This window comes from Bacillus sp. JJ634, from assembly GCF_036962285.1.
GTDB classification, from domain to species: Bacteria; Bacillota; Bacilli; order Bacillales; family DSM-1321; genus Peribacillus; species Peribacillus asahii_A.
Genome location: NZ_JBALMU010000075.1, coordinates 21,778 through 44,355, shown reverse-complemented (window position 1 = coordinate 44,355; position 22,578 = coordinate 21,778). Strand labels below are relative to the sequence as shown.

Below are 22,578 nucleotides of genomic sequence, written 5' to 3'. Positions count from 1 at the left end.
ATATTTTTACATAATATGTTAGAATCGTACTTAAGTTCAGTTATTATTATAAATAATTGAATGCTAGAAAATTTAAAAGGAGTGGTTGCTTTACGGAGTTAAAGGACCGAATTATCGAAACGTCGTTAAGACTCTTTGAACGACATGGCTTTCATGGTGTCTCGGTTCAAGAGATTGTGAAGAAAAGCGGTTCGAGCAAAGGCGGTTTCTATCATCATTTCCAATCGAAAGAGGAACTTCTTTTTATGATTCACGATTATTTTGTTTCCTATGTATTAACGAAGGCACAGGAAGCGATGTCATCAAGTATACGCCCCACAGACAAAATGCAAAGAATTATTAGATCTTTTGTGAAAGCGTTTGACCTTTATAAGCCACATATTTCTGTTTTTTATCAAGAAAGCATTTATTTAAAACCACCCTATGATCAAGCAATTAAGGAAAAAAGAAATCAATATAAAGAAGCGATGTTTTCGATCATTCAAGAAGGAATTGATAAAGGGGAATTTCGCTCGGAACTCCCTGTGCAAATTACCAGTATGTCGATTTTAGGTATGGTGAACTGGTCTTACAAGTGGTATAAGCGGGACGGAGAAAAAACGATTGATGAAATTGCCGATATTTATGTCGATTTGATTCTTCATTCGTTATTAACCGATCAAGCAAAACAAGATGCAGCTTTTCAATCTTATTTTTTAAATGATCCACTAGATTCGCATTCTAATTGAATGTGCTTTTATGCGGGATAACAAGACCAACTAGTCGGTCTTATATAAATTATGGGAGGTTTTTGACTATGGATTTTGATTTAACAGAAGAACAAGCCATGATACGTAAGTTAATTCGTGATTTTGCGGAAGCCGAGGTTGCTCCAGGTGCAGATCAAAGGGATCGTACTGGTGAATTTCCAAAGGAAATATTCAATCAATTAGCGAAGCTAGGGATGATGGGTCTTCCTTTTCCTGAGGAATATGGTGGTGGTGGTGGAGATACAATCAGCTTTGCCATTGCTGTAGAAGAGTTAAGTCGAGTATGTGGCTCTACAGGTATTACCTATTCTGCACATATTTCACTAGGGGGAGCTCCTATCCATTTATTTGGCACCCATGAGCAAAAGGAGAAATATTTAACACCACTTTGTACAGGGGAGTACTTGGGTGCTTTTGGTTTGACTGAACCTAATGCTGGTTCTGATGCAGGTGGAACTCAATCAACAGCGATTCTTAAGGATGGTCAGTGGGTGCTTTCTGGTTCTAAATGTTTTATTACGAATGCAAGCTACGCCAAAAACCTTGCAATTACTGCAGTAACAGATCGATCAAAAGGAATTAATGGAATTAGTGCGTTTATTGTACCTACTGATGCGCCGGGATTTACTGTAATTAGTAACTATGAAAAGATGGGACTTCATTCTTCAAATACAACTGAGTTAGTTTTTGAAAATGTAAGCGTTGCTAGAGAGAATCTCCTTGGTGAAGAAGGCAATGGGTTTAAGCAGTTTTTAGCTACTCTTGATGGAGGAAGAATTGGAATCGGGGCGATGGCCGTTGGAATTGCACAAGGAGCTTATGAAAAATCGCTTCAGTATGCAAAAGAAAGAAAACAATTCGGTAACAGCTTATCTTCATTTCAAGCCATTCAATTCAAGCTGGCTGACATGGCTATGAATATTGAATTAGCTCGTAACATGGTTTATAAAGCAGCATGGTTGAAAGATCAAGGAAGAGCATTTAAGAAGGAAGCAGCCATGGCTAAATTGTATGCTTCGGAAATATGCATGAAAGTATGTGATCAAGCGGTACAAATCCATGGAGGTTATGGTTATATGAAGGAGTATCAAGTTGAGCGCTTCTTCCGTGACGCGAAGCTTTTAGAGATTGGGGAAGGAACCTCTGAAGTACAACGAATGGTTATTGCTAAACAGCTGGGTTGTTAATCTTTCCAATAAGATAATTTAAATATAACTTGATGAGGAGGACTTTAATGACTGAATTGTTGCATGTCACGATTGGTCAGTTGCTAGAGCAAACAGCTCGTGTTTCAGGTGATAAAGAGGCGGTTGTATACTATGATTTAGGTCTTCGCTATACGTATCGGGAGTTTGAGAAATTATGTCGAGAAGTGGCTCGAGGGTTTATGTCGCTTGGAATTGAACAAGGCGATCACATGGCTATTTGGGCTACGAATAAACCAGAATGGCTCATCTCCCAATTCTCAACAGCGAAAATGGGCGGCGTACTAGTAACAGTGAATACGAATTATCGCAGAAGTGAGTTAGAATATTTGCTACAACAGTCGGATGCGACAACGATTATTTTAATGGAAGAGTATCGTGGTCATTCCTTCATTGAGACGTTATATGAAGTTGTTCCTGAATTACGGGAATCTAAACCGGGACAGTTACAATCAAAGAAATTGCCAAAATTAAAAAATGTCATTGTTCTTGGTGAAAATCGATATCCAGGCACCTATTCTTGGGATGATGTGTTGAAAGGAAAAGAGCATGTAACTGAGGAAATGTTAGATGAACGTATGAGTAATCAAAGTCCATCTGATGTGATTAACATGCAATATACATCAGGCACAACAGGCTTCCCTAAAGGTGTAATGTTGACCCATTCTAATCTTGTTAATAATGGGGTAAATATTGCTGCTTGTATGAAGCTGACAAATGAGGATCGTTTATGTATTCCTGTACCGTTCTTCCATTGCTTCGGCTGTGTACTTGGGACAATGGCTTGTGTTTCTGTGGGAGCGACAATGGTTCCGCTTGAAGAATTTAATCCAAGCGATGTATTGAGAACAGTCGCTGCAGAAAAATGTACAGGTCTTCATGGTGTACCAACGATGTTTATTGCTGAACTGAATTTAGATGATTTCGATAGCTATGATGTAAGCACGCTTCGAACAGGTATTATGGCAGGATCGAATTGTCCAATTGAAGTAATGAAGAATGTTGTAGAAAAGCTTGGAATGTCGGAAATTACGATTACATATGGACAAACAGAATCGTCACCTGGTATTACGATGACTCGCACAGATGATCCAATTGAGTTACGTGTTTCATCAGTAGGAAGAGCACTGCCTAATGTCGAAGTGAAAATTGTCGATCCAACTACAGGTGAAGAAGTGCCACCGGGTACACAAGGTGAGCTATGTACACGCGGCTACCATGTAATGAAAGGCTATTACAAAAATCCAGAAGCGACGCAAGAAACGATTGACCATGAAGGCTGGCTTCATACAGGAGATCTCGCTGTTATGGATGAGAGTGGCTATTGTAAAATCACAGGTCGTTTGAAAGATATGATTATTCGCGGAGGAGAAAATGTATATCCGCGAGAAGTCGAAGAATTTCTTTACCAGCATCCAGCGATTTTGGATGTACAAGTGGTGGGCGTTCCGGATAAAAAATACGGAGAAGCAGTTATGGCCTGGGTTATTCTGAAAGAAGGCGAAACTTTGACAGAGGAAGAAGTAAAAGAATATTGCAAAGGGCAAATTTCACATTTTAAAATTCCTCGCTATGTCCAGTTTACAAAAGAGTATCCAATGACGGCGTCTGGAAAAATTCAGAAATTCAAACTGAAAGAACAATCAATAGATGTAATCTCAGAATCTACGAAATAAGGAGGGCATGTCGATGATCCAGAAAATATTAATCGCGAACCGAGGAGAAATTGCAAGGAGAATTATTCGTACTTGTAAAAAGTTAAACATTCAAACGGTAGCTATTTATTCTGAAGCAGATGCGGATGCTCCATTCGTTTCTGAGGCAGATGAAGCCTATCTGTTAGGAGCGCCACCAGTACAGCAAAGCTATCTGAATGTCGAAAAGATTTTAGAGATTGCAAGTCTTGCAAAGGTAGATGCGATTCACCCAGGTTACGGTTTCTTAAGTGAAAATGCAGATTTTGCTCGTTCATGTCAAAGCGCTGGTTTAACATTTATTGGACCAAGTCCTGATGTGATGCAACAAATGGGTAGCAAAGTTGAAGCCCGAAAAACGATGGAGCAAGCTGGTTTACCACTTGTTCCTGGATTATCCCGCCCGCTTATTGATGTGGATGAAGCTGTTCAAGTAGCGGAGCAAATAGGCTATCCAATTATGCTGAAAGCTTCTGCTGGCGGCGGTGGCATTGGGATGCAATCGGTTGATAATGAAGCGGAACTAATTAAAGCATTTGAAGGAAATCAAAAGCGAGCACAAATGTTTTTTGGGAACGGTGATATGTTCATCGAAAAACGCATTTTACAGCCGCGACATATCGAGATTCAAATATTAGCAGATACATTTGGCAATGCGGTGTATTTATGGGAACGAGAATGTTCTGTGCAACGTCGTCATCAAAAGGTCGTCGAAGAAGCGCCGTCTTCATTCTTAAGTGAAGAAACGAGACGGAAGATGGGTGAGGCAGCAGTAAAAGCTGTGCAGGCAATTGGCTATTATAATGCTGGTACACTTGAGTTTTTAGTAGATCATGAGCAAAACTTCTACTTCTTAGAAATGAATACACGCTTGCAAGTGGAGCACCCTGTTACCGAAGAAATTACAGGCCTAGATTTAGTAGAACAGCAAATTCGTATTGCTTGTGGCGAGAAGCTTTCCTTTACGCAAAACGATGTAAAGCTAGAAGGGCATGCCATTGAAGTACGAGTGTATGCTGAAGATCCAAAAACGTTTTATCCAGCTCCAGGAAAAATTACGGATTTACAGTTGCCAAATGGAGAAGGGATTCGTCATGAGCTAGCTGTTCATAATCAATCAGTCGTGTCTCATTTCTATGATCCAATGATTGCAAAATTAGTCGTTAAGGGAGAAACGAGAAACGAAGCGATTGAGAGGTTAAAAGAGGCGCTGGCTCACTATAAAGTACAAGGAATTAAATCAAATATTCCATTGCTGGAAGAAATCGCTGCTCACGAAGCATTTAAAAATGGAGATACAACAACAGACTTTATTGATAAATATATTAAAAAAATTACAGTTTAAGGGAGGAATTTTAAATGGCAGAATTAAAAGCGAGTATGGCTGGTAACGTATGGAAGGTAGTTGTAGGAGAAGGGGAAACGGTAACAGATGGACAAGATATCGTGATTTTAGAATCGATGAAAATGGAGATTCCTATTGCGGCAGAGCAATCGGGTTCTGTGAAGGAACTAAAAGTGAATGAAGGCGATTTTGTAAATGAAGGTGACGTGTTAGCAATCATTGAATAAAGTTCATCTAGTAGATTTTCTTTTAGGGAAGAGATCCTGAGTGTTGGTTGAAGTCTCCCACTTCTCTTAATGGTGAAGTGGGGGCTTACTATCTGCTCATTTGCGATAAAATGGAGGCGATGTAATTGAAATGGCCGGAGAAAATCATTATTAAGGAAGTAGGCCCACGAGACGGTCTTCAAAATGAAAAGCGGATTGTTCCAACAGACGTTAAAATAGACTGGATTAATGCTCTATCTAACACAGGGCTTTCTTACATTGAAGCGACCTCTTTCGTTAATCCTAAATGGATCCCGCAGCTCGGTGATGCAATGGAGGTAATGAAGGGCATTAAGAGAAATCCGGATGTAACGTATGCGGCACTTGTTCCGAATAAGAGAGGCCTAGAAGCTGCATTAGAAGCTAATATTGATGAGGTTTCTGTTTTTATGTCGGCCAGTGAATCGCATAATCAGAATAATATTAATAAATCAATAGCGGACACGTATCCTGTTTTGCGTGAAGTTATTGAGGAGGCGATTCAAAACGGAAAGACGGTAAGAGGATATGTGTCAACCGTTTTTGGCTGCCCATATGAAGGAGATGTGCCAATCGAGCAAGCGTTGCGTGTTTGTGATCAGTTATTTGATTATGGCATTCATGAACTTTCTCTCGGTGATACGATTGGTGTAGCTTCTCCTATGCAAGTGGAGCAGTTTCTTGAAGTAGCTCTTAAGCGATATGACAAAAGCAAGGTCGCGCTTCATTTCCATGATACGAGAGGAATGGCGCTTGCGAATATTGTGAAATCGCTAGAGTACGGGATTGTTACCTTCGATGCTTCCTTAGGTGGGTTAGGAGGCTGTCCGTACGCTCCGGGTGCAAGTGGAAATGTTGCGACAGATGATCTTGTTCATATGCTAGATAAGATGGGAATTGAGACGGGAATTGATACTGAGAAACTTATGCAGGCGAGTTTGCTTATTCAAAATAGTTTGCAAACGCCGCTGCCAAGTCATCAGATGGCCGTGTTTAATGCTAGTAAGTGAGGAGTGAAGATATGAAGCTGATAGAAGTGGATCGTGAAACAAAAGGTGTTGCGATTATTACGTTAAATCGTCCTGAAGCAGCTAATGCTTTATCAAAAGCATTGCTTCTTGAGTTAAATGAAGCAATTGCTGAACTACAAACTGACTCTCAGTTACGAGCTGTCATTGTAACGGGGGCAGGAGAGAAGGCATTTTGTGCTGGTGCTGATTTGAAGGAACGTGCCGGTATGGAAGAAGCCGAAGTAAAAGAGACAGTCAAACTGATTGGAAGCACAATTACAAAATTAGCAAACTTCCCGGTTCCTGTGATTGCTGCTATTAATGGTGCTGCATTTGGAGGAGGGCTTGAGCTTGCTTTAGCTTGTGATCTTCGCTTAGCTTCAGAAGCAGCGAAAATGGGCCTAACGGAAACGGCGCTTGGCATTATCCCTGGCGCAGGTGGAACACAGCGCTTGCCACGTGTTATCGGGGTTGCCGCGGCAAAAGAATTAATCTATACAGCGCGTAGAATTGATGCACATACAGCAAATTCGCTTGGAATCGTTAGCCGAGTGGTTGCGCAAGGTGAGCTAATAGAAGAAGCGAAAAAACTCGCTCAGGAGATCGCTGAAAATGCGCCGCTTTCTCTACGAGCGGCTAAAGCGGCTATTAATGAAGGACTAGATGTTTCATTGGAAGCAGGCTTAGCCATTGAAAAAATTCAATATAATACGACGATTCGTTCTAACGACCGATTAGAGGGTCTGGCCGCGTTTAAAGAAAAGCGAAAGCCAGTCTTTACAGGGAATTAAGAAAAGCGTAAGGCATCTGCAATCGTTGACAGATACATAATTTGTCTTTCGAAGAGGTTAGCTTATGACTTTGAATCGGCAACGCTTGAATCTAGACACCAAAACGTATTGAAAGTTTTATATTTTCCTATCTTTTAAAAAAGCGGAGGGATTAGCATGTCACAATCAACGAAAACTACACTGAATGATATTGTGGAAACAATTAAAAAAGGTGGTTCTACTAAATATCATGAAAAAAATGCAGAAAAAGGTAAACTATTTGTTCGTGAACGCTTACAGTTATTATTTGATGAAGGAATTGAAATAGAGGATGCCTTTTTTGCTAATTGTACAAGTGAAGGGCTGCCAGCTGATGGTGTTGTAACAGGCATCGGTAAAATTAACGGCCAAACGGTTTGTGTAATGGCTAATGATTCTACTGTAAAAGCAGGATCATGGGGCGCTAAAACGGTTGAAAAAATCATTCGTATTCAGGAAACAGCGGAAAAATTACAAGTTCCTCTTTTATATTTAGTTGATTCTGCTGGAGCACGTATTACTGATCAAATTGAAATGTTCCCAGGTCGCCGTGGTGCTGGAAGAATTTTTTATAACCAAGTGAAGCTATCTGGAAAAGTACCGCAAATTTGCTTATTGTTCGGTCCTTCCGCTGCTGGTGGCGCATATATCCCTGCTTTTTGTGACATCGTAGTCATGGTTGATGGCAATGCGTCGATGTATTTGGGTTCACCGCGGATGGCTGAAATGGTTATTGGTGAAAAGGTAACGGAAGAGGAAATGGGCGGAGCGAAAATGCATTGTTCAGTTTCTGGATGTGGTGACGTGCTTGCTAAATCAGAAGAAGAAGCGATTGCGTTTGCTCGCCGTTATTTAAGCTACTTCCCAACGAATTATCAACAAAAACCAACACCAGCAGAAGCCAAAGCACCTGCTTCTTTTGAAAAAACATTAGCAGATATTATCCCAGCTAATCAAAATGCTCCATTTAATATGCACGATCTAATCAATCGCATTGTCGATGAAGATTCAGTTTGTGAAATTAAGAAATTATTTGCTCCTGAACTGATTACGACATTAGCTCGTATTGATGGGCAACCGGTCGGGATTATCGCCAATCAGCCTCGTGTAAAGGGTGGCGTTTTATTCCATGATTCAGCGGATAAAGCCGCTAAATTTATTACGCTATGTGATGCTTTCCATATTCCGCTTCTATTCTTAGCGGATATTCCAGGATTTATGATTGGAACAAAGGTTGAACAAGCAGGTATTATTCGTCATGGTGCAAAAATGATTTCAGCGATGAGCGAAGCGACTGTGCCGAAAATTTCCGTCGTCGTACGAAAAGCATATGGTGCTGGATTATACGCGATGGCTGGCCCTGCTTTTGAACCAGATTGCTGTCTTGCGTTACCATCTGCTTTTATTGCAGTAATGGGAGCTGAAGCTGCAGTGAATGCAGTATATGCGAATAAAATAAACGCTTTAGAACCAAATGAGCGCGGTGCTTTTATTGCGCAAAAACGAGAAGAATATAATCAAGATATCGATATCTACCGCTTAGCATCTGAAATGATTGTCGATGCAATTGTTGCACCAAATGATTTACGTGCAGAATTAACAAGTCGATTTGCAGCTTATAATAGCAAACAGTTAACATTTACTGATCGAAAACATGGAGTATATCCAGTTTAAATTATGAATCTATAAAAAACCTACCAGTTTTGGTAGGTTTTTATATGGAAAAGGATAAGAATTCAATTAAACTTTTTTGGTTTCTTGTATTATAAGAAGCAAATATAGTAAGATAGTGTGTAATTACATATTTATACTTATAGTTTATTTTTGAATGCAATCACGGATGGTAACAACGATTGCTCAATCGTTTCTAATAAAGTGTTACTAATGAAAAGAAATAAGCTTGAAATCATTCATGTTTATAAACATCACTCGAAGAAAGTTCACAATTCGCATTTTACAGAAGGTATATGAAACTGATAAAAACAATACGAATGTTTATTATAGGACATTAGAACATTTTAAAGGCACGTTTGGAGCAACGATTTTATTTCACACTTAATGGGCAGTAGTGCCCACTTCAAGATTTTGAGAGAATAAAGAAGGAAAGTGGGAGACAATTGCTGGTAAAGGTCCGATTGGTTCAATAACCATTAGTGGAGGCTAAATACCTCCTTACTGATGGAAGTTTCACTTTATAAACATAGCAACATGAAAAAAGAGGAGCGGCTTGCATTTCTTTTGGGAGGAACTATCAAATGGCAACGAAATATACCGATGACAGCTATACATTACACACCGATCTTTATCAGATTAATATGGTTCAATCTTACTGGGAAGATAACATTCATAATCGAAAGGCCGTATTTGAAGTTTATTTTCGAAAATTACCTTTTAAGAGTGGCTATGCTATTTTTGCAGGACTGGAGAAAATCGTTCATTTTTTAGAACATTTCAGCTTTACAGAAAGTGATATTGATTATTTACGAACATTGGAGTACGATGAAGCATTTCTTACGTACTTAAGCGGGCTGCGTTTTTCAGGAAACTTACGTTGTATGAAAGAAGGCGAACTTGTTTTTGCGAATGAGCCGATGTTACGAGTGGAAGCACCGCTTGGAGAGGCTCAGCTTATCGAGACTGCTCTGCTTAATATTGTGAATTATCACACACTTATTGCAACGAAAGCATCACGTATTAAGCAAGTGCTTGGAGATGAGCCAGCGCTTGAGTTTGGTTCACGTCGCGCTCAAGAAATGGATGCGGCTATTTGGGGAGCACGAGCGGCATATATTGCTGGATTTGATTCAACAAGCAATGTTCGTGCAGGTAAGTTATTTGGAATTCCTGTTTCAGGGACACATGCTCATTCAATGATTCAAGCGTATAAAGATGAATATACAGCCTTTCATAAATACGCGAAAACACATAGAGATTGTGTGTTCTTAGTCGATACATACGACACCCTTCGTTCGGGTATTCCAAATGCGATTCGAGTTGCTAAGGAATTAGGTGATCAAATTAACTTTATTGGCATTCGCTTAGATAGCGGCGACCTTGCTTATTTATCAAAAGAAGCACGTAAAATGTTAGACGAAGCTGGTTTTCCTGAAGCAAAGATTGTCGCTTCTAATGATTTGGATGAATATACTATTATCAATTTAAAACAGCAGGGTGCATGTATTGATGTTTGGGGAATCGGAACGAAGCTTATTACAGCCTATGACCAACCAGCGCTAGGAGCGGTTTATAAAATGGTGGCGATGGAAGAAGAACATGGTGAACTGGTGGATACGATGAAAATTTCATCTAATCCAGAAAAGGTCTCTACACCAGGGCTGAAGCGCATCTATCGAATTATTAATAAAATTAACCACCATGCTGAAGGTGATTACTTGACGATGGAGGATGAAAAGCCGCAAGAAGAAGAGAAATTAAAGATGTTTCATCCAGTACATACATTCCTTAGTAAATTTGTGACTGATTTTGATGCGGTCGATTTACATGAAGATATTTATGAGGATGGTATATTAGTTTATGAATTGCCAGCCATTGATGACATTAAAGCTTTTTGTAAGCAAAATTTACAAGTGCTTTGGCCAGAATATTTACGCGCGTTAAATCCGGAAGAGTATCCAGTCGATTTAAGTCAGAAATGTTGGGATAATAAAATGAGAAACATAGCAGAAGTACAAGCCAAAATGTTATCTAAATAATGTAGAAAGAGGGTAAGTAGATGCGTCCTTTACAGTCAGAAATTATTAAAAAACTGTTAGTTCAGCCTACGATTGATCCTAAAGTAGAATTCAGAAGAAGTGTGGATTTGCTGAAAGATTATGCAAAGAAATATTCATTTATCAAAAGTTTTGTACTTGGTATTTCTGGAGGGCAAGATTCCACTTTATGTGGTTATATCGCTCAAACAGCAGTGAATGAATTAAATGAAGAAAAGAACACAAATGAATATCAATTTATTGCCGTGAGTCTGCCCTATGGTGTACAAGCAGATGAAGATGATCGTCAAGCGGCTTTGCAATTTATTAAGCCAAGTGTGAATGTGACGGTGAATATTAAAGCGGCTGTTGACGCTTCCGTACAAGCGGTTGAAACAGCTTCTGGCCAGAAATTATCGAACTTTTTGAAAGGTAATACAAAAGCACGTGAGCGAATGAAAGTACAATTCGATTTAGCAGGTATTTATAAAGGAGTTGTACTTGGCACCGATCATGCCGCAGAAGCAGTAACTGGATTTTTTACGAAGTTCGGTGACGGAGCAGCTGATTTAGTTCCACTTTACCGTTTAAATAAACGACAAGGTAGAGAAATTTTAAAGTATCTACAAGCTCCTGAACGCTTATATTTAAAAGTACCAACAGCGGATCTTGAGGATGATAAACCGTTAGTACCAGATGAAGCGGCATTAGGTGTTTCTTATGAGGAAATTGATGACTATTTAGAAGGTAAAGACATTCGCATAGAAGCAGCGGAAATTATTGAAAACTGGTACACAAAGACGGAACATAAACGAAATGAACCGATTCATGTATACGATACGTGGTGGAGATAAGAAAAAATTATCAAACTGACCTGGCTTATATAAGAAGGTCAGTTTTTTTAGAATTAGCGGACTATTTGACTTCTTACTTATGCGGTTTTAAGCATCATGTTCTTTTTTTGGCTATGTTTTAAATCAATGTTGAAATTTCATATAATTTCGTGAAATTAACATAGCAATAGGTTTCTTTTAGCGGCATAAAATTCTTGACTGCATAAGGGTATTTTTTGGTATAGGCTCTGTTGAAAGTTTTAAAGGTACAAAACCTTCTAAAAGGCTAAGAAAATCTCGTAAAAGAGGTAAGCAGGTTAAAAAGAGAGGTATAATGAATAGGTTTAATGGTGTTATAACTAAATATATCAGTAACTATATGTACTGATTCAAATGGCTTGACCTGTTTAAAAATGATAAAGAAGCAATAAAGGTAAAGAACTTTATGGTTCAATGTAATGTAGTCTATGCTTATACAAAAACAGCAGGTTTTAAGGAAAGAGAGCTGATATTCGTAAAGGAGATTGAGGTATGGCAGAATTTTGGGAATCAAGTTTTATAGAAAATCAAATGATGTGGGGGTTTGAGCCTTCAGACTCCGCAATCTTGACAAAGGACTTTTTCCTTGAAAAGAAAGTTAAGGATATATTGGTTCCTGGTATTGGATATGTGTAGAAATACAAAGGTTTTTATTGACAACGGTATACATGTAACAGGTATTGAGATTTCAAAAACATCGATTGAATTGGCAAGGCAAAATGGGCTTAATATTAGTATTTTTCATGGTTCAGTAACCGATATGCCTTTTGATAACAAACTTTATGATGGTATATTTTGTTATGCACTTCTTCACTTATTGAGTAATCATGAGAGAGGCAAGTTTATTAAAGATTGCTATGATCAGTTAAAGCCAAACGGATATATGATTTTTACTACTATTTCCAAAGAAGCCCCTATGTTTGGAAAGGGAAAACAACTGGGTACAGACTATTTCGAGATAATGGAAGGGGTAAAAATGTTTTTTTATGATTCTGACTCGATAAAACAAGAATTTGGAAAATATGGACGGATAGAATTTTCGGAAATTGTTGAGCCACATAAGAATATGGAAAATAAACCACCATTTAAATTTATAATGATAAAATGTCAAAAAGAACTATAATTACAATTGCATAAAAAATTAAAAATAGTGAATTGTTAATTGATGAGGCCTATGTGTAACCTATTTCCTAAGACCTTCAAGTGCTTACGCATTATTCTTAAAAGAGATAGCTGAATAGCTTTGTTTTAATAACGATGACCAATAAAAAGAGCATTGATGTCGATTCAATGCTCTTTTTATTCCCTCCTGAAAATCTATTAACCGGTAACCCCTATTCCTCCATGTAGTTTCATAGCTTCGTTTGTTATACGAGATCCAAGTCCCAACCAGCCTCAATCATGTTTCTACAAGTAGGGGGTGAACTGTTTAAATGACGGGATCAAGTCCCAAGGGCCATTACGTTCTACCCCGGCTACCGTTATCATATATCGATATAAAAAATGGTCAATCAGAAATATTTTCTTTTCTGATTGACCTTATAATACGAAGGGCCATTTAATAGAGGTAGGATCTCAAGAAAAATTGAATACTTATGGTATTGTGTGTTTGTGAAAGATGTACTTAAACAATAGGACAGTAAAGTATAAGAAGCAATATGCAGATAGAAAAAGATTTTAGCCAGTAATCAGCTAAGACTTTTTTCTATTCGATGAATATAACTAGGTTGTTCCGTTATATTTTTTACCGTTTGAGGGGATATTATTCTATGATGTATTCCATTACATAGGAGGTTGTTCTAATGGAAGATAAAACAAATATTCGTTTAACTGCTGCGGAAATGTCTAGTTTATGGACCCAATACATAAACGATACATTGGCTGTTTGTGTGAACAGTTATTTCTTGAAAAAAGTAGAAGATGAAGAAGTACGTCCTATTGTTGAATGGACGCTGGATACAGCCAAAGAGAATATTTCCATCATGCAGGAACTGTTTCAAAGAGAAGATTTTCCGATACCTATCGGGTTTACAGAACAAGATGTAAATTTACAAGCTCCAAGACTTTTTTCCGATACATTTTTCTTAGTGTATTTACGGCACATGTCTACTCTTGCAATGTCAACTAGCAGTTTGTCACTAAGATTGGCAACACGGCCAGATGTGGTTACTTTTCATAAGCATGTATTAAATAAAGGGGTTGAATTGCAGGACAAAACACGTGATTTAATGTTAAAACAAGGGACCTATGTAAGACCTCCTTATATATCTACCCCCGACAAAGTGGATTTCGTAGAAAAACAACATTTTTTAGCTGGATTTTTCGGAAAAAGGAGGTCCCTTACTTCAGTTGAAATCTCCCATTTATTTTTTAATATTGAAACAAATTCTGTGGGGAAAGTTTTAATAACAGGATTTGCCCAAACTGCTCAAAATGATGAAGTGAAACAATTTTTCTCAAGAGGAAAACAGCTTTCCAAAAAATATGTAGATACATTTAGCAACTTTTTAATAAAGGAGGATCTACCAGCCCCTATGGGTTGGGATTCGGCTGTTTTAGATACAACAACAAATATTTTTTCAGATAAATTAATGATGTATCATGTCTCAGCAATGACTGCTGCAGGGATTGGAAACTTTGGAATATCATTGGCAGCAAGTCTAAGAAGAGATTTAGGATTAAAATATGCATCTTTAATTCCAGAAATTTCGTTATATGCCGAAGATGGAGCCAATATTATGATTAAACACGGTTGGATGGAGGAACCTCCACAAACAGATGACCGTAATCAATTAATACAGAATTAATTAGTACAATTGAAGAAATAGAATTGATCTTCAGCAATCGGGCGCTATTCTTGAACAAGGATAAGTGCTCGTTTTTCATTTTAGGGCCAGATTGTGGAGGAATGTATTTAAAGTCACTGGCAGTTTAGTTAAGGAAGAGAAAAGGTTCTTTTATGTCTCTTTTGACACATACCGTGACACAAAGAGAGAACGCAATAAAATAATATTTTTGCTGCCGAAATTAATTTTTGTTTTTTTGAAATCAGGATAAAGCAGAATTCCCAATATTAAAAGGGGAGTAATAAAGATGTTGAAAAAAATAAAAGGAGTAGTGTTAATGATGTGGTCATAAATCCATTCGTACACTGGAATCACCTCGATGTTTGGTAATTAATATGTACAAAACAAAAAAGATGATACGGAATGGGGGAATGGACACAAACTGTGTATCAAGATATAAAAACAATCAGGATTAACCTGATTGTTTCTCTGCTGATTTTCTAATTAATGTTATCAAAAATCTAACAATTAAAAATGTGGAAGCTATTGAAATAAAACTATGTATTCCAGTCCAAGATTTTTTATAGGTAATTAATTTTGTGTTTTTTTCAAGCCAAAGTTCAGCTACTACAGCTGGAAAAGTAAATATGAAACACTTAGTGAGTATTCCTAAGATGTTTGATTTTTTAGTTACTTGATTGAAATAAATACACATTACAGGAAAAATTAGATAACTAAACAAAATGCTTATGTCAAAGCTCTTAAATAATCTTACTGGGTACTTTAAATACCCTCTTTTCACCAAAATGTTATCTACAATTGAAGCAATGTAACCTTTTAATAAGAAAATAAGTAACCAATCTTTTAATGGGGGTTTTCTAATTAAATAAAAAAAAGAAACGATTCCTATGAAGAATGATAATCTTATTGTATTTTTTTCAAACTGATTAGCCATACGTCTCCTCCGTTGGAAGTTTCCATTAGTTTAACCAAAAAAAGATGAAAAACAATTTTTTCTTTTTTTTACTTGTTGCACAGTACGAAGATTATATGCAATAGAAGAGAAGCTGTGAATTCAACAATCGGGCGCAAGAATTGAACAATGATGGACTGTTTCAGCAGTCCATTTTTCTTGGTCTTTATTCAGTTAAAGGGCGCAATTCCTTAGCAAGAATTGTGCTTTTTCTTTATATTTAGGGCCGGATTCTGAAGTGAAGTATTGTGAAATGGTTATTGCAAGTATAAAAGATAGTTTAGAAAATTGACAGACGCTAAAACTTAATATGACAGAAAGAAGCATAATCAAATGAACTGATTAAAATCGTCTCCTTGTGGGGCGATTTTTTTGTTTAACTGACTTTTTGCTGAAAACGCAGGGGGAAATTGTGTTTTGTTGTTCTGTATTAAGAACTGATGGTATACTTTTATATGATGTAAAAAAATGTAAATCATAGAAAATACATCGAAAATCAATCTAAGTGTCAGGACATTTTATATAAAAAGAGTAACCATTCACGAGAAAGCAAGAAAAATAAGCTAAGTAAACAAGTTAAGGAGGAAAAGTGTTTCATTTACATTTGGAGCAATTTGTGAGTCATCGATCTGCTTTAAAACAAGGTTGAGTGTGTAAACAATATAGCCGGGGCTCATTTTATCGTCGGCAAACTCTTTACGCACCGGCATTAAAAGAAGCAGGAGGCGAGAAAGATGAATAAAGCTCAAAATCGCTACATGCGTGTAAGAAAGGTTAAATCACAAGCAAAACAGAGGCAATCGAGCAGAAGATTGCTGGCTTTACTAATCTTTTTCTCTTGTTTATTTCTTTTGTATACTGCATTTGTTTTAGGTCGTTATTTTTTTCACTTTACAGATATGTTCACGGAAGAAAACGCTGTTGATGCGTCTACAGCGATATATGATTCTACACCTGAGCATAAGAAAAAAAACGCTTCACAGCAGGAGACTAATATTGCTCAAAAAGATGGTGCAGTGCTGCCGGTTGATGTAACAAATCTAAAGCATATAGAATGGCTCGTTGTAAACAGTGCGATTGTGCATTTCTATCAAGCAAAAAAGCGCTACCCTGTTTCGCTTGAGGAGTTAGCGAGTCCTTATCCGTATAACTGGATTTCGTATGTTCCTAAAGGAATTACGTATAAGCGAACGAGCCGAAGCTATACTCTTCTTTTGGCAGGTGCTTCTCTTGATGCTCAAAAAGAACTAGTGGAAATCCTCGTTTATCCGAGTGTGCACAAATTGGCACTTTCATTTCATGGCAGACCGATTGCTGTTTATCCTATAGCTACAGGAAAAAAAGGAATGCCGTTTTCATCTTCATATGTAACAGAAAGAGTGGTGGAACCGAATGGTCCAGGCTCTCCGTTTGGCACAAGAGGGATTGTACTTGAACAAGAAGTAGCTATACATGGAACAAACAAGCCTTCTTCGGTCGGAAGAAGTGTGTCAGCAGGCTGTTTTCGTTTATTGAATCACCATATTGAAGAATTGTATCCATTTGTCCCAAAAGGAACGCTTTTAAAAATATTAGACGGTGTTCCCGCTGCTTCATCCTTGCCTGAAGGAATTCCGCTTGTGTTAACAGGGAAATCACTTGAAAGTGAAAAAAATCCGGGTGTCAGGTACAAGTGGCGAGGATAATGAAAGAGGGGACTACATTGTGCTTCGTGTACAACATGTTGGCGGTACGACTTATACAAGTAAGCTTAATGTACGCTACCTAGTAGTGTGCATTTTTTTATGAATAGATTTTCGCAAAAGCGATTCGCAATTATGCGAAAAATTATCACTTTTGCGAGATTATCTGAATCTAGGTCTTTTTTATAAAGGATACTTGTTGGCATGAAACTTGCAATATGATTAAGCAAGAGGAGTAATGTTTCGTTCAATATATCAATCACAAAACAACATGATGATTCTACGTTTAAGTATTGGACAGATAAAACGAGAATGGAGAGATGCAAATGAAAATCTATGTGATTATGCAACTTACTTTTGATACAGCAGAAAAGTCTGTGAATAAAGGAGAGTATAAATGAACTTATCTACTTCGGAATTGTTTATCGGACAAATAGCCCGTTTGCGACGGATATTTACAGAAGACGATGTTCAACAATGCAATGAATTAACAAAAGATTTTAATCCAATCTATCAACCAAATGAGGATAGTTGGAAGAATCGTTATTCGCAGCCGATTGTTCCTGGAATGTTGGTGGAGGGATTAGTTACCCAAGTGATTACCGATAAACTTCCGGGACGTGCTTGTGTATTGCTGCAAAAAGAGATGATTTATTATCATCCGGTACATGCCGGAGATGTCATTACCGCTGAATTGACGATTATTGATGTTAATCTTGAAAGAAATTGGGTTACGCAAAAGGTTACATGCTTCAATCAAAATGGAACCGAGGTAATTAAAGGACAAGTTGTTCTTTTTGTATTATCGGAAAGGTGATTGATATGGAGAAGACGATAAATTTACTAGAAGACTGGGGACACATTGAAGTTGATGGCAGCGGGCGACTGATTCATCTCAGCCCAGATTTTTGTGAAAACTTTTCGATAAATAAGAGTGCTTACTTAGGGGCTCCAATTTATGATGTAATTCATGGAATGTATGGCCGAAGGCGTAAAAAAGTCTTCTTCGGTGTTATTTCCGGGATTAATTGTTTAATTAGAGTGACGAAACAGAATCAACAGGAGATTTATCGGGTGATAGCTCGTGATGGAGATATTGAGCATCATGAAATGGTATCGTTCATGCATGCGATTGATTTAGCTAAAATGAACAAAAAAAAGCCCCACCAAAACAAATACAGCTTTGAGGAAATTATTGGGGATAGTATGGCAATGAAGGAGGCTAAAGAATTAGCCATTCGAATTGCGACTAGTAATTCAACTGTGCTGCTGACAGGGGAAAGTGGGACGGGAAAGGAATTATTCGCTCAAGCGATTCATGGTATAAGCAGAAGGAAAAACAATCCTTTTATTGCAGTAAATTGTGCAGCTATCCCGGGGGAATTATTTGAATCAGAGCTTTTTGGCTATGAACCCGGAGCATTTAGTGGAGCAAGAAAGGAAGGGAAGCCTGGAAAGTTTGAATTAGCTATGAATGGTACCCTTTTTCTTGATGAAATATCAGAACTTCCTTATGAAGCACAAGGAAAGCTGCTCCGTGTGCTTCAGGAAAAAGAGGTTGAGCGCATCGGAGGAACTGTTAGTAAAAATATCGATATCCGTATTATTGCAGCAACGAATCGTGACTTAGGAAAACTTGTTGAGGAAGGGAAGTTCAGGCAGGATTTATTTTATCGACTTTATGTCTTCGATTTAACAATTCCTTCACTTCGGGAGAGAAAAGAGGATCTTCTATCATTAGCTCATTATTTTATTGATTTTTTTAATGAGAGGTTTGATCTGGACGTTAAATTCATTGATTCCAAGCTTCAAGAGTGGATCTTGAACTATGAATGGCCAGGAAATGTTCGTGAATTAAGGGCCTTTATTGAAAGGGGAATGAATATTGTTGAAGGAGATACCCTTTCGATGAATACGATCTATTTTTCACGCCAAATGTCTACCAATCCAACAAATAGGGAGATTACGCCTCTGCAAAGTTTAGAGGAAGAAGTGAGAAGTGCAGAGATAAACGCAATCCAACGAGCTTTACAAGAAGCAAATGGTGATCGAACTCTAGCTGCTCAAAAACTAAAAATACATATTGCCAGCTTGTATCGAAAAATAGCTAAGTACAATCTGAAATAATACTAGCACACTACTCAGTAGTGTGTATTTTTTTTGTATCAGAATTTGTAACTGCGATAAGAAGAACACCGGAAGAACTAGAGGGAATGAAGTTGATTTTACACCGGCTTGAAAAAGAATCTGTAGAAGGAGGTGAAAGAAACAAAAGCGACTGTCATTATTACAACCAATCCTGGCTGTCTCCTTCAAATGAAAGTAGGGGTTGAGTGGGAAAATTTATCTTCATCTTATTGAATATTTAGCGGATGGTACTGGAATAAAGTAAGTGGAAAAAAGGATATTTCTATGCTGAGCAGGGATGTTTCTTTATGTATTGATGATTACAGTGCACTTGTCAACATCAACAGTGTATTCAAATAAACATTTTTATGTCGGATTAACAAGTTGAACATATATAGAGTTAACGTATTGCGTCTGGAAAATATAGTATTTTATTTTAAGTGGGGCCTATCAGATGGCTTTTTTTGTTTAATTTAAGGGTTTTGTGCAGGAAGTTGTTGGTTTTTGGTTTAATCGTACAAAGATATGTTCTCGTGGAGATGGGCGAATATGAGTTGAAACTTGTTTTTTCAACAATTATCGTGTGATTCAAAAATGAAATGTTGATTCATTTTTGAAACGCGAGAACCTGCAGTAATCTATTTGTTTGATTTAAATATAAATCGACAAAGAATAAGTAGTAAGAAAATCCGATAAATGTAGGCAATTTCCTTTTGGCACACTTTTTGCATTATGTATATAGTATTCCAAATTATTAGGGGGAATTGACATGTTTACGACAGTAAATCCAGAAATTGAGCAAATTAGACAAATGGTAAGAAACTTTGTAGAAAATGAAGTAGAGCCGTTCGCGCAGCAAATTGAAGAAGAGGATAGAATTCCGGAGCATTTAATCGCGCAAGCAAAAGAACTTGGATTATTCGGAATGAGTATCCCTGAAGAATACGGTGGAATCGGATTAGGAATGGTTGGAAAAGCTGCGGTTTTGGAGCAGTTAGGAAGAACACATAACGGATTTGCTACGTTGATTAGTGCTCATACAGGTATTGGAAGTACAGGGCTAGTTCGCTTAGCTTCTCCATTTTTAAAGGATAAATATTTACCGGAGCTTGCGACAGGCAGAAAGACAGCGGCATTTGCTTTATCTGAGCCAGGTGCAGGATCAGACGCAACGAACTTATCGACAAGAGCAGAAAAGGTAGGGAATAAATGGATTCTAAACGGAACAAAGCATTTTATTACAAATGCACCGATTGCTGATGTCTTTACAGTTTTTGCACTGACAGATAAAGATAAAAGAGCAAAAGGTGGAATTACGGCTTTTCTAGTAGAAAAAGATTTTCCTGGTTTCACAATCGGTAAAAAAGACAAAAAAATGGGGCTGCGTGGTTCATATACCGCACAATTAATTTTCGAAAACTGTGAAGTTCCAGAGGAAAACGTTATCGGTGAAGTCGGAATGGGGTATATGGCCGCTTTAAAAATTCTTAGCGAAGGCCGCATTGGGTTAGCTGCAAGAGCAGTTGGATCTTCTGAAAAACTAATTGAATTATCGGCTTCCTATGCGAAGGAGAGAATTCAATTCGGGAAACCAATTGCTTCGAACCAAGCGATTCAATGGATGCTAGCGGACATGGCGACGGAAACAGAAGCGGCAAGAAATTTAATGCTAAAAGCAGCACATATGGTCGATGAAGGGAAAAAAGTAGTAAAAGAGTCTTCAATGGCTAAATTGTTTGCTTCAGATGTCTTTAATCGAGTGGCAGATAAAGCGGTTCAAATTCATGGTGGAATGGGATATGTATCCGATTATCCAGTGGAGCGTTTTTACCGCGATGCCCGCATTACACAAATTTATGAAGGAACAAATGAAATCCAAAGATTGATCATTTCTAGAAATGTGCTTGACGAAAATTAATATGCCTTTGCTGCGCTAGGTTTTGCGAGTCTCGTTTGGTTTGTTGCTTTTCGATTTTAGTTCTAAGCTCGTTGATTCGGTTCGTCGTGCTGAGAAAGTATGTAATATTCATTTTTGCTTCGCAGTTTTAAGAAAATTATCAATTTTGCGAAAAGAGTTAGGGTTTTGGAGCATACTTTCCAAGGGTACTTGTTGGCATGAAACTTGCATTATTAATAAGCGAGGAGGGATTTACATTATTTAATTTTCATTTACAAAAGAACAAGAGTATTTTTGAAAAAATGGTAAAGGAATTTGCCAGAGAGAAGCTTGCTAAACTAGACAAAATGGGACAGAGAAGGGATCACTTCAAGACATGTGTAGAAGAAGCTAGGTGAAATGGGTATTAACGTGATGCGCGAATTATAAGAATTTACGAAGGAATACCTGAAATTCAAAAGAAGATTATTTCCGTCCAATTACATCGGAAATATCAATAATGAGGAGGAATTCATGATGGTCTATCAAAATCTATTGCTTGAAAAGGAAAATCAGGTTGGCATTATTAAAATTAATCGTCCTGAAGTAAGAAACGCCCTAAATAATCAAACGGTTACGGAAATCTTATCTGCATTGGAAGAGTTAGAGAATGATAAGGAAATAGGAGTCATTGTTTTTACCGGAGTTGGTGATAAGGCATTTGCAGCGGGAGCTGATATTAACCAGCTTACGACCAGGAAATCAATCGATGCATTCAATAATGGAAGTATGACCGAAGTGTATCGCCGCATTGAAAATAGTAAAAAGGCAACCATTGCCGCCATTAATGGGTTTGCTCTTGGCGGTGGAAGCGAATTGGCAATGAGCTGTGATATTCGGATGGCATCTGATAATGCAAAATTCGGTTTACCTGAGTTGAATTTATCGGTTATCCCGGGTGCTGGCGGGACGCAGCGATTAACGAGAATCATCGGTAAGGGTCGAGCGATGAATATGATTTTAACAGGGGAATTCATTTCCGCGAGTGAGGCGAAAGCGATTGGTTTAGTGTCAGACGTGGTTCCATTAGAGGAATTGATGGATGCTGTCTGTGAAAAGGCTGAACGAATATTAGCAAAAGGACCGCTTGCTGTTCAAATGGCTAAGCTTGTTGTTAATCGAGGTTTTGAGGTTGATATGGATACCGGATTACTGATTGAAACCTTAGCCCAAGCCTTTTTGTATGGAACAGAAGACAAGGTAGAAGGAACGAAAGCTTTTCTTGAAAAAAGACAGGCATCGTTTTCAGGGAGCTAAATGGAGAAACGGACTTTATTCACTTAATCTTCTTTGTCAGAAGACGAGCCTTAGATGAATCTGTAAAAGCAATCAATGTAAAAGCGTTGTAGGATTTGCTGGCTTCTTTTTTACAAAAAATAGGGCTGAAAAGATTGCAATATATAACTCTTATAAAAATAAAAGGAGATGTTTATTA

At 37.8% G+C, this 22,578-nt stretch carries 18 protein-coding genes and 2 pseudogenes; 19 read left to right on the top strand and 1 reads right to left on the bottom strand.

The features are described 5' to 3' along the window. The first annotated feature begins 56 nt into the window (after positions 1-56). The 13 genes and pseudogenes from V7068_RS12675 to V7068_RS12615 all read left to right on the top strand — a co-directional run bounded on the left by V7068_RS12675 (position 57) and on the right by V7068_RS12615 (position 14,446). On the top strand, positions 57-728 hold the full coding sequence (locus tag V7068_RS12675) for a TetR/AcrR family transcriptional regulator (protein WP_499713090.1): 672 nt from the start codon (positions 57-59) through the stop codon (positions 726-728). A 68-nt stretch (positions 729-796) separates the two neighbouring features. Then, complete coding sequence (locus V7068_RS12670; RefSeq protein WP_375348573.1) at positions 797-1,936, top strand: acyl-CoA dehydrogenase; 1,140 nt, start codon at positions 797-799, stop codon at positions 1,934-1,936. A 47-nt stretch (positions 1,937-1,983) separates the two neighbouring features. After that, positions 1,984-3,630: an AMP-binding protein gene (locus V7068_RS12665; protein WP_499713089.1), complete on the top strand. Its 1,647-nt coding sequence runs from the start codon at positions 1,984-1,986 to the stop codon at positions 3,628-3,630. A gap of 13 nt (positions 3,631-3,643) precedes the next feature. Continuing rightward, positions 3,644-4,993 (top strand): acetyl-CoA carboxylase biotin carboxylase subunit, encoded by a 1,350-nt coding sequence (locus V7068_RS12660; RefSeq protein ID WP_499713088.1) that lies wholly within the window; start codon positions 3,644-3,646, stop codon positions 4,991-4,993. A 14-nt stretch (positions 4,994-5,007) separates the two neighbouring features. Next, positions 5,008-5,220, top strand: coding sequence for an acetyl-CoA carboxylase biotin carboxyl carrier protein subunit (locus V7068_RS12655; protein WP_119118397.1), 213 nt, complete (start codon positions 5,008-5,010; stop codon positions 5,218-5,220). Between the two features lie 125 nt (positions 5,221-5,345). Continuing rightward, positions 5,346-6,248: a hydroxymethylglutaryl-CoA lyase gene (locus V7068_RS12650; protein WP_499713087.1), complete on the top strand. Its 903-nt coding sequence runs from the start codon at positions 5,346-5,348 to the stop codon at positions 6,246-6,248. Between the two features lie 11 nt (positions 6,249-6,259). Further along, positions 6,260-7,039, top strand: coding sequence for an enoyl-CoA hydratase (locus V7068_RS12645; RefSeq protein WP_499713086.1), 780 nt, complete (start codon positions 6,260-6,262; stop codon positions 7,037-7,039). A gap of 156 nt (positions 7,040-7,195) precedes the next feature. Then, positions 7,196-8,731, top strand: coding sequence for an acyl-CoA carboxylase subunit beta (locus V7068_RS12640; RefSeq protein ID WP_499713085.1), 1,536 nt, complete (start codon positions 7,196-7,198; stop codon positions 8,729-8,731). A gap of 581 nt (positions 8,732-9,312) precedes the next feature. After that, a complete protein-coding gene (locus V7068_RS12635) occupies positions 9,313-10,770 on the top strand; it encodes a nicotinate phosphoribosyltransferase (RefSeq protein ID WP_499713084.1) in 1,458 nt (485 codons plus the stop codon). A gap of 20 nt (positions 10,771-10,790) precedes the next feature. Then, on the top strand, positions 10,791-11,621 hold the full coding sequence (gene nadE / locus V7068_RS12630; protein ID WP_252290569.1) for an NAD(+) synthase: 831 nt from the start codon (positions 10,791-10,793) through the stop codon (positions 11,619-11,621). A gap of 151 nt (positions 11,622-11,772) precedes the next feature. Next, positions 11,773-12,162 (top strand): annotated as a pseudogene (locus V7068_RS12625) (hypothetical protein); the annotation flags it as partial. Further along, a pseudogene (locus tag V7068_RS12620) lies at positions 12,132-12,762 on the top strand (class I SAM-dependent methyltransferase). The pseudogenes V7068_RS12625 and V7068_RS12620, both read left to right, overlap by 31 nt. A gap of 679 nt (positions 12,763-13,441) precedes the next feature. Next, on the top strand, positions 13,442-14,446 hold the full coding sequence (locus V7068_RS12615) for a DUF3231 family protein (RefSeq protein WP_499713083.1): 1,005 nt from the start codon (positions 13,442-13,444) through the stop codon (positions 14,444-14,446). A 451-nt stretch (positions 14,447-14,897) separates the two neighbouring features. Here V7068_RS12615 and V7068_RS12610 read toward each other — a convergent pair whose 3' ends face one another. Then, positions 14,898-15,380 carry a CBO0543 family protein gene (locus V7068_RS12610; RefSeq protein ID WP_499713082.1) on the bottom strand — a complete coding sequence of 161 codons (483 nt, stop codon included), beginning with the start codon at positions 15,378-15,380 and terminating at the stop codon, positions 14,898-14,900. A 752-nt stretch (positions 15,381-16,132) separates the two neighbouring features. On the opposite strand from V7068_RS12610, the gene V7068_RS12605 reads away from it, so the two are divergent. From V7068_RS12605 to V7068_RS12580, 6 genes are all read left to right on the top strand, one after another. Then, the gene (locus V7068_RS12605; RefSeq protein ID WP_499713081.1) at positions 16,133-17,083 is read left to right on the top strand and encodes a L,D-transpeptidase family protein; all 951 of its coding nucleotides are present in this window, start codon (positions 16,133-16,135) and stop codon (positions 17,081-17,083) included. A 394-nt stretch (positions 17,084-17,477) separates the two neighbouring features. Continuing rightward, on the top strand, positions 17,478-17,897 hold the full coding sequence (locus tag V7068_RS12600) for a MaoC family dehydratase (protein WP_499713080.1): 420 nt from the start codon (positions 17,478-17,480) through the stop codon (positions 17,895-17,897). 5 nt (positions 17,898-17,902) lie between these two features. Then, the gene (locus V7068_RS12595; protein ID WP_499713079.1) at positions 17,903-19,207 is read left to right on the top strand and encodes a sigma-54 interaction domain-containing protein; all 1,305 of its coding nucleotides are present in this window, start codon (positions 17,903-17,905) and stop codon (positions 19,205-19,207) included. A 769-nt stretch (positions 19,208-19,976) separates the two neighbouring features. Beyond that, positions 19,977-21,125: an acyl-CoA dehydrogenase family protein gene (locus V7068_RS12590; protein WP_375351378.1), complete on the top strand. Its 1,149-nt coding sequence runs from the start codon at positions 19,977-19,979 to the stop codon at positions 21,123-21,125. A gap of 197 nt (positions 21,126-21,322) precedes the next feature. Beyond that, entirely contained in the window at positions 21,323-21,502 is a 180-nt protein-coding gene (locus V7068_RS12585) for a hypothetical protein (protein ID WP_499713078.1), read from the top strand. A gap of 115 nt (positions 21,503-21,617) precedes the next feature. Then, positions 21,618-22,400 (top strand): enoyl-CoA hydratase/isomerase family protein, encoded by a 783-nt coding sequence (locus tag V7068_RS12580; RefSeq protein WP_499713077.1) that lies wholly within the window; start codon positions 21,618-21,620, stop codon positions 22,398-22,400. Positions 22,401-22,578 lie beyond the last annotated feature (178 nt).

What these genes read in the sequence shown, in the direction of transcription:
- V7068_RS12670 (WP_375348573.1), top strand. Translation starts at nt 797, where the DNA reads ATGGATTTTGATTTAACAGAAGAACAAGCCATGATACGTAAGTTAATT.
- V7068_RS12665 (WP_499713089.1), top strand. Translation starts at nt 1,984, where the DNA reads ATGACTGAATTGTTGCATGTCACGATTGGTCAGTTGCTAGAGCAAACA.
- V7068_RS12660 (WP_499713088.1), top strand. Translation starts at nt 3,644, where the DNA reads ATGATCCAGAAAATATTAATCGCGAACCGAGGAGAAATTGCAAGGAGA.
- V7068_RS12655 (WP_119118397.1), top strand. Translation starts at nt 5,008, where the DNA reads ATGGCAGAATTAAAAGCGAGTATGGCTGGTAACGTATGGAAGGTAGTT.
- V7068_RS12645 (WP_499713086.1), top strand. Translation starts at nt 6,260, where the DNA reads ATGAAGCTGATAGAAGTGGATCGTGAAACAAAAGGTGTTGCGATTATT.
- V7068_RS12640 (WP_499713085.1), top strand. Translation starts at nt 7,196, where the DNA reads ATGTCACAATCAACGAAAACTACACTGAATGATATTGTGGAAACAATT.
- V7068_RS12635 (WP_499713084.1), top strand. Translation starts at nt 9,313, where the DNA reads ATGGCAACGAAATATACCGATGACAGCTATACATTACACACCGATCTT.
- nadE (WP_252290569.1), top strand. Translation starts at nt 10,791, where the DNA reads ATGCGTCCTTTACAGTCAGAAATTATTAAAAAACTGTTAGTTCAGCCT.
- V7068_RS12615 (WP_499713083.1), top strand. Translation starts at nt 13,442, where the DNA reads ATGGAAGATAAAACAAATATTCGTTTAACTGCTGCGGAAATGTCTAGT.
- V7068_RS12610 (WP_499713082.1), bottom strand. Translation starts at nt 15,380, where the DNA reads ATGGCTAATCAGTTTGAAAAAAATACAATAAGATTATCATTCTTCATA.
- V7068_RS12605 (WP_499713081.1), top strand. Translation starts at nt 16,133, where the DNA reads ATGAATAAAGCTCAAAATCGCTACATGCGTGTAAGAAAGGTTAAATCA.
- V7068_RS12600 (WP_499713080.1), top strand. Translation starts at nt 17,478, where the DNA reads ATGAACTTATCTACTTCGGAATTGTTTATCGGACAAATAGCCCGTTTG.
- V7068_RS12595 (WP_499713079.1), top strand. Translation starts at nt 17,903, where the DNA reads ATGGAGAAGACGATAAATTTACTAGAAGACTGGGGACACATTGAAGTT.
- V7068_RS12590 (WP_375351378.1), top strand. Translation starts at nt 19,977, where the DNA reads ATGTTTACGACAGTAAATCCAGAAATTGAGCAAATTAGACAAATGGTA.
- V7068_RS12585 (WP_499713078.1), top strand. Translation starts at nt 21,323, where the DNA reads ATGAAACTTGCATTATTAATAAGCGAGGAGGGATTTACATTATTTAAT.
- V7068_RS12580 (WP_499713077.1), top strand. Translation starts at nt 21,618, where the DNA reads ATGATGGTCTATCAAAATCTATTGCTTGAAAAGGAAAATCAGGTTGGC.